Annotated in this window: 10 protein-coding genes and 1 pseudogene; 3 read left to right on the top strand and 8 right to left on the bottom strand. The window is 36.8% G+C overall.

Annotation, left to right across the window (positions count from 1 at the left end):
• From exsA to nadB, 4 genes and pseudogenes are all read right to left on the bottom strand, one after another.
• Nucleotides 1-1,246 (bottom strand): annotated as a pseudogene (gene exsA, locus B5P42_RS10510) (spore coat assembly protein ExsA); the annotation flags it as partial.
• A 224-nt stretch (nucleotides 1,247-1,470) separates the two neighbouring features.
• Nucleotides 1,471-2,577 (bottom strand): quinolinate synthase NadA, encoded by a 1,107-nt coding sequence (gene nadA, locus B5P42_RS10505; RefSeq protein ID WP_113734169.1) that lies wholly within the window; start codon nucleotides 2,575-2,577, stop codon nucleotides 1,471-1,473.
• Nucleotides 2,578-2,607: 30 nt separating this feature from the next.
• Nucleotides 2,608-3,441: a carboxylating nicotinate-nucleotide diphosphorylase gene (gene nadC, locus B5P42_RS10500; RefSeq protein ID WP_113734168.1), complete on the bottom strand. Its 834-nt coding sequence runs from the start codon at nucleotides 3,439-3,441 to the stop codon at nucleotides 2,608-2,610.
• 19 nt (nucleotides 3,442-3,460) lie between these two features.
• Nucleotides 3,461-4,990, bottom strand: a complete 1,530-nt coding sequence (nadB, locus tag B5P42_RS10495) for an L-aspartate oxidase (protein ID WP_113734167.1) — start codon at nucleotides 4,988-4,990, stop codon at nucleotides 3,461-3,463.
• 153 nt (nucleotides 4,991-5,143) lie between these two features.
• Between nadB and B5P42_RS10490 the strand changes: the two genes are divergently transcribed.
• The 3 genes from B5P42_RS10490 (at nucleotide 5,144) to B5P42_RS10480 (ending at nucleotide 7,556) form a co-directional block, all read left to right on the top strand.
• Complete coding sequence (locus B5P42_RS10490) at nucleotides 5,144-6,286, top strand: IscS subfamily cysteine desulfurase (protein WP_002190770.1); 1,143 nt, start codon at nucleotides 5,144-5,146, stop codon at nucleotides 6,284-6,286.
• The gene (locus B5P42_RS10485) at nucleotides 6,286-6,828 is read left to right on the top strand and encodes a transcription repressor NadR (RefSeq protein WP_002034157.1); all 543 of its coding nucleotides are present in this window, start codon (nucleotides 6,286-6,288) and stop codon (nucleotides 6,826-6,828) included. Before B5P42_RS10490 ends, B5P42_RS10485 begins: the two co-directional genes overlap by 1 nt.
• 80 nt (nucleotides 6,829-6,908) lie before the next feature.
• Nucleotides 6,909-7,556: an MOSC domain-containing protein gene (locus B5P42_RS10480; protein WP_113734166.1), complete on the top strand. Its 648-nt coding sequence runs from the start codon at nucleotides 6,909-6,911 to the stop codon at nucleotides 7,554-7,556.
• A 102-nt stretch (nucleotides 7,557-7,658) separates the two neighbouring features.
• Here B5P42_RS10480 and pheA read toward each other — a convergent pair whose 3' ends face one another.
• The 4 genes from pheA to B5P42_RS10460 all read right to left on the bottom strand — a co-directional run bounded on the left by pheA (nucleotide 7,659) and on the right by B5P42_RS10460 (nucleotide 13,244).
• Nucleotides 7,659-8,510, bottom strand: coding sequence for a prephenate dehydratase (gene pheA, locus B5P42_RS10475; protein WP_002192473.1), 852 nt, complete (start codon nucleotides 8,508-8,510; stop codon nucleotides 7,659-7,661).
• A 97-nt stretch (nucleotides 8,511-8,607) separates the two neighbouring features.
• Complete coding sequence (locus B5P42_RS10470) at nucleotides 8,608-10,521, bottom strand: ABC transporter permease (protein WP_113734165.1); 1,914 nt, start codon at nucleotides 10,519-10,521, stop codon at nucleotides 8,608-8,610.
• Between the two features lie 49 nt (nucleotides 10,522-10,570).
• Nucleotides 10,571-12,493, bottom strand: a complete 1,923-nt coding sequence (locus B5P42_RS10465) for an ABC transporter permease (RefSeq protein ID WP_088293436.1) — start codon at nucleotides 12,491-12,493, stop codon at nucleotides 10,571-10,573.
• A complete protein-coding gene (locus tag B5P42_RS10460) occupies nucleotides 12,468-13,244 on the bottom strand; it encodes an ABC transporter ATP-binding protein (RefSeq protein WP_000114530.1) in 777 nt (258 codons plus the stop codon). Before B5P42_RS10460 ends, B5P42_RS10465 begins: the two co-directional genes overlap by 26 nt.
• Nucleotides 13,245-13,268 lie beyond the last annotated feature (24 nt).

Here is a 13,268-nt window from a genome sequence, read left to right as displayed (position 1 = left end):
TGTTATCCATTATCGGCATCATGTTTGGCATTTGGTTGTTATCCATTATCGGCATCATGTTTGGCATTTGGTTGTTATCCATTATCGGCATCATGTTTGGCATTTGATTGTTATCCATTATTGGCATTATATTTGGTGGTTGATTGTTATCCATTATTGGCATTATATTTGGTGGTTGATTGTTATCCATTATTGGCATTATATTCGGCACTTGAATATTAGGCGGTATTACTTGCGGGATAATAACACTTTCTTTTGATACGTTTGGTGAGACTATGTTCCCTACATTCTCTTTCTTCACTTGCGGCGACACTATATTCCCTACATTCTCTTTCTTCACTTGCGGTGACACTATATTCCCTACATTTTCTTTTTTCACTTGCGGCGACACTATATTCCCTACATTCTCTTTCTTCACTTGCGGCGACACTATATTCCCTACATTCTCTTTCTTCACTTGCGGTGACACTATATTCCCTATATTTTCTTTCTTCACTTGCGGTGACACTATATTCCCTATATTGTCTTTTTTCACTTGCGGTGACACTATGTTTCCTATATTGTCTTTTTTCGTTTGCGGAGAAATGACATTGTTAGGTTTCATTTTATTAATTTGAGGAGCAATTAACTCGCTTCCCTTTTTTATTACGTCTGAAATTTTATATTCTTTTTTCGCTTTAATTGGTGGTTGCGGCGGCTGCGGTAATACATTGATAGAAAATTTAGTGTTTTCTTTCGTAGTAGGTTTTAGTTTTTCTACTTTCTCTACAACAGGTGGTTTTTGAATGACAGGCGGCTTTTCAACTGGCTTCTCTTTTTGAATCGGAATTTCTTTTTGCACTTCTTTTTGTGGCTTCACTTGCACTTCCTTTTGCGGCTTCACCTGTATTTCTTTTTGCGGTTTTATCTGCATTTCTTTTTGCGTTTGTTGCATAGCTGGTTGTTGTGTAATAGGTGTTGATTGATACGTGATCTCATCTTCATCTTCTATTGCAAGTGGCGTTGGTGTTGATGCAAACTCTTTTTGCTGCACCTCTTTTACATATTGTTTCGGGGGCGCTGAACCCGATCCAGTTTGTTGTTTCACATGAACGCTATGCGATGGCACTTTAATTTTCATCCCTGGCATAATTAGGTCTGGATTGCTAAGCTGTGTATTTGTTTTTTTTAGCGTTTCAAAATCCACTCCGTACTTTTTTGCAATTTTCCAAAGGGTCTCCCCTTTTTGCACGATATGAATTTTCAAATTTTCCCCCTCCTGTATAACTTATCTATAAGTAAAAACACTTTGAAGTAACACTTTCTAAACAACATTAACTTCTTTTACTTTTATCACTTCTTCTATTTTCAATATGATTCGAAGTGGAATAAGCATAGAAAAACCGCAATGATTTCCTCAACACAATGTATGCCTATTTCATCCTTGTTATGATTATATGTACGAAAAAAAGCAACGGAAATCCCGCTGCTTTAAACGCGCTCTAACATACGATTTAATGCAAGAACTGCCTCTTCTGTTACTTGTTTCTCTACACGAATAACGTTAATTTGTTCTCCTCTTTCTATGTTCTCAAGTGCCCATAACAGGTGAGGTAAGTCAATTCGGTTCATCGTTAAGCAAGGACACATAAACGGATTTAGCGAAATAATTTCTTTATCTGGATGTTGCTGAATAATTCGGTTCACTAAATTCATCTCTGTACCAATCGCCCACTTACTTCCCGCCGGAGCTGCTTCAATCATATCAATAATATATTTCGTTGATCCTGCATAATCAGAAGCAGCAACCACTTCATAACAACATTCAGGGTGAACAATAATATTCATATCCGGATGATTTTTCCGCACATTTTCAATATTTTTCACAGTGAAGTTTTGATGAACAGAACAATGGCCTTTCCATAAAATCACTTGAATTTCTTCTATATCTCCATCGTACTCTAATGAATCTGTATGCGGGTTCCACACTGCCATTTTTTCTAACGGAATACCTAAATCATACGCTGTATTTCTTCCTAAATGTTGGTCTGGTAAAAAGACGAGACGCTCTTTTTGTGTAAACGCCCAAGACACCATTTGTTTTGCATTAGAAGAGGTTACTGTTGCCCCTCCATTACGACCACAAAACGCTTTGATCGCAGCTGTTGAATTTACATACGTTAATGGAATCATCGTATCCCCAAATAATTTCGCGAGCTCTTTCCACGCTCTTTCTGTTTGTTCAATATCTGCCATATCTGCCATAGAACAGCCGGCACGCATATCTGGTAAGATGACAATTTGATCATCTGTCGTTAACATATCTGCCGTTTCTGCCATAAAGTGCACACCACAAAACACAATATATTTTGCCTCTTTATTATTCGCTGCAACTTGCGCGAGTTGCAGCGAGTCCCCTGCTGCATCTGAAAATTGCACCACTTCATCTTTTTGATAATGATGTCCTGGAATAAATAGTAATGCCCCCATTTTTTCTTTAATTTCACGGACACGCTCTTCCATCTCTAATGTAGACATCATTTGATAACGCTCTGGTAACATTACTTCGATTGGCTGAACTTTCTCTAAAATACCCATTTATGATTCTCCCCCTCTAAACCACTCTCATTAGGCCTCAATATTAAAACTAATATCAAGTGCTTTCACTGAATGTGTTAACGCTCCAAGTGAAATATAATCTACCCCTGTTTTTCCGTATTTTGACAAATCTTCAATTGTAATACCACCTGAAGCCTCCGTAACGATGGCACTTGGTACAATTTTTGAAAACTCACGAATCTCTTCTGGCGTACGATTATCGAACATAATAACATCTGCGCCGGCCTCTACTGCTTCTCTTACTTGCGCCTCTGTCTCTGTTTCGACTTCTACTTTCACCATATGTCCCAATCTTTCTTTCACCGATGTAACAGCTTTTGTAATCGAGCCAGCAAAAGCAATATGATTGTCTTTAATCATGACACCATCATATAAACCGAATCTGTGGTTAAACCCGCCCCCGCATACTACAGCATATTTATCAAACATACGTAGTCCTGGCATCGTTTTTCTCGTATCACAAATGCGTGTATGACTGCTATCTAAAGCAAAAACCGCCTTACGTGTCATCGTCGCTATCCCGCTCATACGCTGAATAACGTTTAATATAACGCGCTCTGCCGTTAATAATGATGCGATTGGTCCTTGCACGGTTGCAATTATTTCGCCTTTTTCTACAAGATCCCCATCTTTTTTATGAAGTTCAACTTCAATTCTCTGATCAATTAATTTAAATCCTTCTTCAATTACTAAGCCCCCTGCAAATACCCCTGTATCCTTTACAAGAAACGTTCCTTTCGCAAGTGCATTATCGGGAAAGATAAGCTGAGATGTTACATCTCTTTCTCCTATATCTTCTAGAAAAAATCGATTTAATGCTTCCTTAACTTTTAACGTATTCATAAAACCCCTCTTCCCCTTATTAAACAAGTTGTAGTTTTCTTCTCACTCGGATAATCTCTTTTTTTACGCTATTTCTTTTTGGATAATCAATGCGATAATGACCACCAATACTGTCTTCTCTTTGCAAAGCTGATACTGTTATAAGCTCACAAACTGTTAACATATTAATAAGCGTTATCTCTTCATTTGTAAGTGCATCATATTGTAAGATCATATTTCGCACACCGTACCTACTAAACCATCTCTGAGCATATGATAAATTTTTCTCAGTTCGCACAATCCCAACATATTTCATCATGCATTCTTGTATTTCTTCTTTCAACGGTAAATCATTAAGAGCTATAAAACTTTTCCCTCTCTCTTCCGGCACATTTTTTCTTTCCTCTGCTGGCTTAGCTAAAATGTGTTTTCCTATTCGTCTTCCAAACACAAGACCTTCTAATAATGAATTACTCGCCAATCTATTCGCACCATGAACTCCATTACAAGCCACTTCACCGACCGCATATAAGTTTGAAATGGACGTCTCTCCGTCACAATTCGTCTTCACGCCGCCCATATGAAAATGAGCGCCCGGTACGACCGGAATAGAATTTTCTTTTAAATCAATACCATTCTTTTTACATAATGATGAGACGGTCGGAAAACGTTGTTCAAAGTTTTGAATGGTTTCGATGTTTAAGTACACTTTTTCACCTGCAAGAAGTTGTTCATGAATAGCCCTTGCCACTACATCACGCGGTGCGAGATCTTTCCCGGGATGTATATCCATCATAAAACGCTGTCCTTTTCCATTTATAAGGACAGCTCCTTCACCACGGACTGCTTCAGAAACGAGACCACAACATCGCCCGTCCACGTATAACATCGTCGGATGAAATTGTACAAATTCTAAATCAACAAGTTCCCCCCCAGCTCGATATATCATCGCAAGTCCATCGCCTGTAATTGTCTCATCATTCGATGTAAAGGCGTACAAACCACCTATTCCTCCTGATGCTAACACCGTATTATCAGCATAGTAACGCTTCAGCTTCCCTTCACTATTTCGCGTTAAAGCTCCTATGCATTTATTATTTTCTATAATAAAATCGAGCACCATTTCATGCTCAACGACAGTAACGTTCGGAACTACTTCTTGTATTAAATGCTCTAATAGATTTTTACCAGTTGCATCTCCTCCGGCATGTAAAATGCGCCGTTTTCGATGCGCCCCTTCTTTACCAAGGTGGATCCCTTTTTCATCCCCATCAAATTTCATTCCATTCGTAATAAGCTTACTTATTTCTTTCGGTCCCTCTTCAACTAAATAACGAACTGCTTCTTCGTTGTTATAATGGCAACCTGCCACTAATGTATCCTCAAAATGCCCACTCGGATCGTCATATGTAGCAACTGCTGCTGCAATTCCTCCTTGAGCTAAATGTGTATTATTATTACGTCCTGTTTTTTTTGTGATAATTATCACATTCTTTTCGTGACAAAGCTCTTTCGCAACACGAAGCGCCGCAACGCCACTTCCAATAATCAAGACATCTGCACTTGGCATAATTGTTGCCTCCCACTTTACACTTTCCAACTGTCTTGACACCTATATTTACATAGTTTTAAAATAATGACAAGAGTTTTTTTACAATTCTTATTTTCACTACCATTCTAAAAACGAAAACAAATGTCACTCTTACTGAAGAGAGGAAATTACATGATGATATATCTAGATTATGCAGCGACAACACCTATGAGCGAAGAAGCTTTAGAAACATATGTAGAAGCAGCAAAGAAATATTTCGGAAATGAACAAAGTTTACACGATATCGGCGGAAGCGCATCATCTTTATTGCAAGTTTGTAGAGAAACATTTGCAGAAATGATTGGGGGTAAGGAACAAGGTGTATTCTTTACAAGCGGCGGTTCAGAATCTAACTACCTTGCGATTCAATCCCTTCTAAATGCTAGAAATGGAAAGCACATTATTACGACACCTATGGAACACGCATCGATTCGAAGTTATTTTCAATCCTTACAATCGCAAGGTTATACTATTACTGAGATTCCTGTTGATAAAAGTGGGATAATTCATTTAGTAGATTTAGAAGCAGCTATTACAGAAGATACTGCTCTAGCAAGTATACAGCACGGAAACTCTGAAATCGGGACCGTTCAAAACATTGCAGAGATCGGAGCACTTTTAAAAAAATATAATGTTTTATTTCATTCGGATTGTGTTCAAACGTTTGGTAAACTTCCAATAGACGTTAAAGCGATGGAGATTGATAGCCTCTCTGTTTCAGCCCATAAAATATACGGACCGAAAGGAGTTGGAGCTTGCTATATAAATCCGCAAGTTCGCTGGGAACAAGTATTTCCGGGAACTTCTCATGAAAAAGGCTTTCGCCCTGGTACAGTGAACGTTCCTGGAATCGCTGCTTTTTTAACAGCCGCAGAGCATATATTAAAGAATCAAAAGGAAGAGAGCTTTCGTTTTAAACAATTACGATCTTATTTTTTAGAGCAATTACAAACACTTCCTCTAGAAATTGAAGTGAAAGGACATTCTACTTCTTGTTTACCACATATTATTGGGGTTACAATAAAAGGAATAGAAGGTCAGTATACAATGTTAGAATGTAACCGTCATGGTATAGCCATTTCAACTGGAAGTGCTTGCCAAGTAGGTAAACAAGACCCTTCAAAAACAATGCTTGCAATTGGAAAAACGTATGAAGAGGCAAAACAATATGTCCGCTTTTCTTTCGGACATCACACAACGAAAGAACAAATTGATACAACTATTCATGCACTACACACAATTGGAAATCAATTTTATAGAGGTGTTAAATCATAATGAAACAAAATGATCAAAAAAAGATTTTAGGCGAAGAAAGACGACAACTCATCCTTGAGTGGCTTCTTGCTGCAAATGAACCATTATCAGGGAATGAACTATCTAAAAAGACAAACGTAAGTAGGCAAGTTATCGTTCAAGACATTTCCTTACTAAAAGCACGAAATGAACCAATTATTGCGACTGCACAAGGGTATTTATATTTAAAGCCACAAACAAGACAACAAGCTTTTGAACGCGTAATCGTATGCCAACATAAACCGGCAGAAGTACGTCAAGAACTTACTATGTTAGTTGACCACGGCGTTACAATTAAAGACGTAAAAGTTGAGCATCCTGTATACGGCGACTTAACAGCATCGATTATGGTAAGTAATCGCTTCGATGTAGAGCAATATTTACAAAAAATCGAAAACACAAACGCTTCCTATCTTTCGCAACTAACAGATGGTATTCACTTACATACAATTGAAGCAGATTCTAAAGAGAAATTAGATGCCGCTTGTGAGGCACTAGACCGCGCTGGATTTCTCGTTTATTAATGTAAAGCACAGAGTTTTTTATCATGCTCTGTGCTTTTTTAGTGATATAATATTGAAATCAATTGTAAAGGAGATCAACTATGGGGATTGAACTCGTTCACTTTAGCACTGGTAAACCGAAACAAATGAAATATGGCGAAGATAAAGAAATGATAACAGGTATATGTAAAGATCCTACAGAAGAGGCCTTCCTCTCAAAAGACGGATTCCGTGGTGATGATGTAGCGGATTTAAAACACCACGGGGGACCTGATCGCGCAGTTTGTGTGTACCCACACGAGCATTACGTACTATGGGAAGAGGAATTTCAAACTACACTTCCAGCTTCCACATTTGGCGAAAACATTACCGTAACAAATATGTTAGAGCGTGATGTTTGCATCGGAGATACATATCAACTAGGCGAAGCAATCATTCAAGTAACACAAGCTCGCGTACCTTGTAGTACAATTTCAAAACGTCTTGGCATTCCTGGCATTTTGCCACGTATTGTAGCAACCGGATATACTGGCTACTTATGCCGCGTTCTTCAAGAAGGTACTGTGCGTAAAGATTCTAAAATCACATTACTAGAGCGTCCATCAAACAATGTATCTGTTTTGTTCTCTAACGAAATTTATTTTCATAATAGGAAAGATAAAGATGGCATTGCGAAGGTTCTTGCTGTACAAGAACTAGCCGAGATTTGGCGTGGTCAGTTAGAGGATCGTCTTTCGAAGTTAAAATAATAAATCCCACCTTTTATAGGTGGGACTCTATTTATCTATCATACGGTATACTAGCGACCGAAATTATATCGACTTAACTACAAAATACGACAAACACTCCCCTTACAACCAATAAGAAGAATAACTCCCCAAAACAGTAACAGAAAAGCCAAGTGCTTCAAGTTCCATCATTACGCCTGGCAATAATACGTCATCATATGCTTTATCGACGTCGATTAAGAAAAAGTAATTTCCAAGGCCTGTTTTCATCGGGCGCGATTCAATTTTGGATAAGTTTAATTTTCTCCATGCGAAAGCTGATAACACTTGATATAGTGCCCCTGCGTAATCAGCAGGTAACGTTATCATAAGCGTCGTTTTCTCTCCTCGGTTTTCTCCGTTATTTGGGAGTACTGCTTTCTTTTTCTTATGGAGAACAAGGAAACGTGTATGATTGTTTTTATGCGTATGAATATCACGCCTTACAATTGTTAATCCGTATTTTTCTGCCGCTGCTTCATTTGCAATAGCTGCAATTTTTTCTTCAGGATGTTCTTTCACATATTGTGCAGCAGCGCTTGTTGATGTCATATCGCGAACGGTTACCCCTTTTAATTCCTCATTTAAAAATTTATGGCACTGTGCAATGGCATGTGGGTGAGAATGTACAGCGTATACTTCTTTCCACACTCCTTCGTACTGCGGGTGTACGAGTAAATGTTGCTGAATTGGCACTGTAATTTCTCCTACAATGGAAAGTGGCTGCTCATGTACGAGATAATCAACCGTTATATTAACTGAACCTTCTATGGCGTTCTCTAACGGTACAACTGCGAAATCTACGTTTTCATTTGCGGCTGCATCAATACAATCTGGAATCGTTCGATACGGTACATGCTCTGCTTCCGGAAAAAAACGACTCACCGCCATATTTGTAAATGTTGCCTCTGGTCCTAAATATCCTACTCGAATCATCGTCTTTCCCCTCTCTTTTTCGTTTTCTTACTGTTATACCATACTTTTTTATATTCTTCTATGTAAATTTCGAATATTTAAAAAAGACTAGCATTCGCTAGTCTAAATGTTTCTTGTATTCTCTTTGAGCAAAGAAGAAATAAATGATACATGCAGCAATGTAAAACAGAATAAACAAGCCCACTTTCCTTAATGAACCGTCCATAAAGAGAGTATTATGAAACGTATATAACGCAACTGCACTATGCATACTTCCTACTATAATTGGTGCAAAAAATAGCATACATAATTGCCAACGAGAAATCTTCCACACTTCTTCCTTCGTCATTCCAAGTTTAGAGAGTGCCCCGTACTGCTTTCGATCCGATGCAATATTATGAAACCATTTAAAATATACAATACTACATGACGTAAGGAAGAATAATATACTAATGAATGAGCCTACAAATAGAGTAAGATTACCGAACTCTTTCATATTCACATATAACTCCATATTACTTCGAAATGCATCATTTGTATCTTGTTTCATATGTTTCCGTAAATCTTCGTTTAATTCTTTCGTATTTTCGATATTTGGTAATGTGTAACCTCTATATATCATTTTTTCAGAATCCGGAATTTTATTTGCTATACTGTTAAAATCTTCATCATTCATGACAAAAAACAGACCATTAATGTATGAACGGTGATAGTTAAATTGTACCCCTTCTCTCTGACCGTTAAATGCGAATGGATACGCTTGATTCATTACTTGCAATTGAATCTCTTTTTGATTATATACATTTGGATAATTGCGTTTATTATAATAGACAAGTGTAACTGTTCCTTTTTTAGGATAATACATTTTCTGTTTTTGTTTTCTTGCCTCTTGATTGTATTCACTTTCCTTTATAAGCGGTGCTACCTCTGTTTCTCCCTTATTGGACTGAAAAGATGCATACACTCCAACAAAACTCATATATTGAAAATCATCATATCCATATTGATGTAATAAGTTTTCAACCTTGTCTTTCTCGAAAACTTCATGAACAGAAGTACCTTTTTCTATGTATGAAAATGAGTGTACTCCTCCGCCACGCCACATATCTTTCATGCTAGAAAAATATAAGAACACCGTACCTGTCGCCGTAACGACAAACGTTGTTGCCATAGACAACAGAAAGAAAAAGCGACTATTTTCCTTCATTCGATGTGACAATTGATTCACTATAAATAAATACGGATATGTATACATAATCTTTTTATTTCGTTTTATCACTTCTAACAATTGGCTAACACCATGTGTAAAAGAAAAATACGTTCCAAAAAAGATAAGTATAGACACAGGGAAAAAGTATAATGCTATCGTTGTCATCGTCACTTGTAGCGCTAGCGCATATCCCGTTCCTAAACAAGCAAAGCCGAATAAACAAAGCCACTTTGATGTTTTCCTCTCTCGTTTATCTGTTCGAAATTCTTTTAATAACCGTATGATTTTTATATTCCATATACGTAAAGCACTTATAAAAGATAACAGAACAAAGACGAGCATATATGTAACAAACGTTACACCAATCGCTCTCATGTCAAATATGACAGGGAGTTCTTTCGGAAGATGAAGTAACATACTAAATACCATAAAAAAGAGTTTCAAAAAAATCATGCCAAGCCCAATACCGAAAATATTAGCGAAAATTCCGATCAATATTTGCTCGGTCATAATCACTCCTATTACGTTAGACTTCGTCGCTCCCATTAACATATATAACCCTAATTCTTTCTTACGTGCTTCTATGAAAATAGAAGTAGCGTACAAGATAAATATGACAAAAAAAGAAATAATTATAACATTACATATGATAAGTCCCCAGCGTACGTTTTGATACCACATCGTCTCTTGCATATACGGATGTACAATAACAGACATGTATGCAAAAGACGCAAATATTGCAAAACAACTGCTTAAGAAAAACACTTTATAATTACGCCAATTTCCTTTTATATTTTGCAGCGCTAGTTGCCGAATGTTCATCTATCGTCCCCCTATAACTTACTACATAGGCAAAAAGCTAGAGGTTTCTCTAGCTTTGCACGTGTTTCAAATATCCTCTCTGCGCGATCATAAAGTAAATCGCAGAAGCTACAATGTATGCTCCAATTACAATCGCTCCTGATTTCCATAAATCAATATAAAGCATTTTTCCTAACGTATGAAGAGCAAATCCACTATGAATTGCACCGATTAAAATTGGGATAAAGAAGATAACGCCCATTTGTCGAATTGCAATTTTACGAATTTCTTTATCTGTCATACCGATTCTCTTTAACGATTTAAATTGAATACGATCTTGTTCTTTATCGTTAAACCATTTAAAGTATGTCATACTACAAGCGAAGAAGAAGAACAGTACAGCTACAAAGAAACCGATAAACATCGTAATTGCTCCTGATTCTCTTATATTTTTATAAGCGAGCACCGAGTTATTTAATTCCTCTTGCTTATCTGGTGCAACTTCCTTTTTCAAATCTAACACAAGGTCTTCCGTACTTTTCCAGTCTTCTATATAATAACCGTAATATTTCGTCTTTTCTTCATCTGGTACGAGCTTTGCGTATTTCTCAAAATCTTGATCATTCACAATGAGATATTCACTATCATTAAAAACAGAAAATGGAGTTGGCTCATTTAATTGAACAGACTGCGTTTGTCCGTTAATTTTAAATTCATATGGTTTTGCAAGATCTACCTTCATCATATCTTTCGCCATATCCATTATGACCATCGTTGCACTACCTGGTGCATTATGAACTTCTCTAACTTGCTCCCTCTTTTGTTTACGTGCTTCAGCATTATATTCTTTTTCTGAAACAATCGCCATCGGTACTTCATGTTCACTGTTAAACATCGTGATTTTTTGAGTTCCAGGAAGTTTTACATACGTTACTTCTCGCGCTTCTTCAAATCCGTGTTTTTTTATTAATTCTTTTGTTTTCCCTTCTTTTATGACATTATGCGTATGAATGCCTTTTTCCTCATACGAAATAGCATGCGGGGTACTAGTTACTGCCTTATAACTCATATCCTCAAAAAATACGTACAGTGTACCAACTGCCGAAGATACAACCGCCGTAATGATAGAAATTACAAATAGAAAACGAGCATTATCTTTCATTTTATAAATAAGATTGCTAAGTACGAACATGTTTGGATATGTATAAAAAGATCTTTTTCTTTTTTGCAGTGCTTTTAATACGACTGTACTACCTTGTGTAAACAGTAAATAAGTTCCGCCTATCGTCAGCCCTACAATCGGTAAAAACAGTATGATAAAATTCATAAATGTCACTTGGAAGCTAAGTACATATGCAACAATAATACATCCTATACCAACTACACATAACGATGTAAATGCAAAAGGTTCTACTTTTTGTTTTCTTGCTTCTCTTAATAAATCAATAATTTGCAAGCGCCCTACTGTCCAAACACTAAACAATGATAGGATTAAAAATAGAATAAAGTATACACCAGCTGTAATAAGAATTGCTTTACTATTCCATACGAGTGGAAGTGTTTTATCTATTTTCAATATTACGCTTAATGCTTGGAAAAATAATTTTGAACAAAGCATGCCAAGCCCAATACCTACTACAATTGCAATACTACCTAACATAAGCTGTTCTAATATAATCATTCGGCCAAGTTGAGATTTTGTTCCGCCTATTAATGTTAATAGACCAAACTCTTTTTTTCTTGCTCGTAAAAATGTTGAATTTGCATATAAAATAAAGAGTGCTGAGAAGATGACTACAATATAATTCATCGATTCTAGCCCTTTTGAGATCATATCCCTCATACTAATATTACCGCTTACGACATCTGGATGATAAATGAAGGAAGCATACATGAAAAATACGACAATCGATAAACAGCTACTAATAAGAAACGCTTTATAATTACGCCAATTTCCTTTTACGTTATTAAGCGCGAGCTGGCGAAAGTTCATGATATTCTCCTCCTAGCATCGCAAGTACATCCAGAATTTCTTGGAAAAAGGCTTGTTTCGTTCTTCCCTTATGTATTTCTGAGAAAATTTCTCCGTCGCGAATGAAAAGAATACGTTCGCAATAACTCGCCGCTACTGGATCATGCGTTACCATTGCAATTGTCACTTTCTTTTGTTCATGTAAATCTTGCAACGCGCTCATTAATGATTTTGCTGACTTCGAATCTAAGTTTCCAGTTGGCTCATCCGCTAAAATTAGCGTAGGTTCATGAATGATTGCTCTCGCTGCTGCTGCACGTTGTTGTTGTCCGCCTGACACTTCATATACTTTTTTATTTAAAATTTCTTCGATGTTTAAAAACTTTGCAATCTCAAGCACTTTCGCATCGATTTCATTTACAGATTTCTTCGCCATTACAAGTGGTAAAATGATATTTTCTTTAATCGATAACGTATCAAGTAAGTTAAAATCCTGGAAGATGAATCCTAAATGTGTACGACGAAACTCCGCTAATTTTGCAGCACGCATTTGATTAATTTCTTCACCATTTACAAGCACATGACCTGAAGTTTGCTTATCAATTGTTGCTAATAAATTTAAAAGCGTTGTTTTTCCGCTTCCTGAAGGCCCCATAATCCCTACAAACTCGCCTTCTTCAATTTTAAAATTTATATCATTTAAAGCAGTCGTCGCTACTGAACCTTTTGATTGGTACACCTTTGTTAACCCTTTTACTTCAAGAACACTCATTTCTAATCCCCCTACGTGTTTTCT

Source organism: Bacillus sp. SRB_331 (genome assembly GCF_003264175.1).
GTDB lineage: Bacteria > Bacillota > Bacilli > Bacillales > Bacillaceae_G > Bacillus_A > Bacillus_A mycoides.
This window is presented reverse-complemented; position numbering and strand designations above follow the sequence as displayed.

Coding starts and splice junctions, on each gene's coding strand:
- nadA (WP_113734169.1), bottom strand. CDS start 2,577: ATGGGTATTTTAGAGAAAGTTCAGCCAATCGAAGTAATGTTACCAGAG.
- nadC (WP_113734168.1), bottom strand. CDS start 3,441: ATGAATACGTTAAAAGTTAAGGAAGCATTAAATCGATTTTTTCTAGAA.
- nadB (WP_113734167.1), bottom strand. CDS start 4,990: ATGCCAAGTGCAGATGTCTTGATTATTGGAAGTGGCGTTGCGGCGCTT.
- B5P42_RS10490 (WP_002190770.1), top strand. CDS start 5,144: ATGATGATATATCTAGATTATGCAGCGACAACACCTATGAGCGAAGAA.
- B5P42_RS10485 (WP_002034157.1), top strand. CDS start 6,286: ATGAAACAAAATGATCAAAAAAAGATTTTAGGCGAAGAAAGACGACAA.
- B5P42_RS10480 (WP_113734166.1), top strand. CDS start 6,909: ATGGGGATTGAACTCGTTCACTTTAGCACTGGTAAACCGAAACAAATG.
- pheA (WP_002192473.1), bottom strand. CDS start 8,510: ATGATTCGAGTAGGATATTTAGGACCAGAGGCAACATTTACAAATATG.
- B5P42_RS10470 (WP_113734165.1), bottom strand. CDS start 10,521: ATGAACATTCGGCAACTAGCGCTGCAAAATATAAAAGGAAATTGGCGT.
- B5P42_RS10465 (WP_088293436.1), bottom strand. CDS start 12,493: ATGAACTTTCGCCAGCTCGCGCTTAATAACGTAAAAGGAAATTGGCGT.
- B5P42_RS10460 (WP_000114530.1), bottom strand. CDS start 13,244: ATGAGTGTTCTTGAAGTAAAAGGGTTAACAAAGGTGTACCAATCAAAA.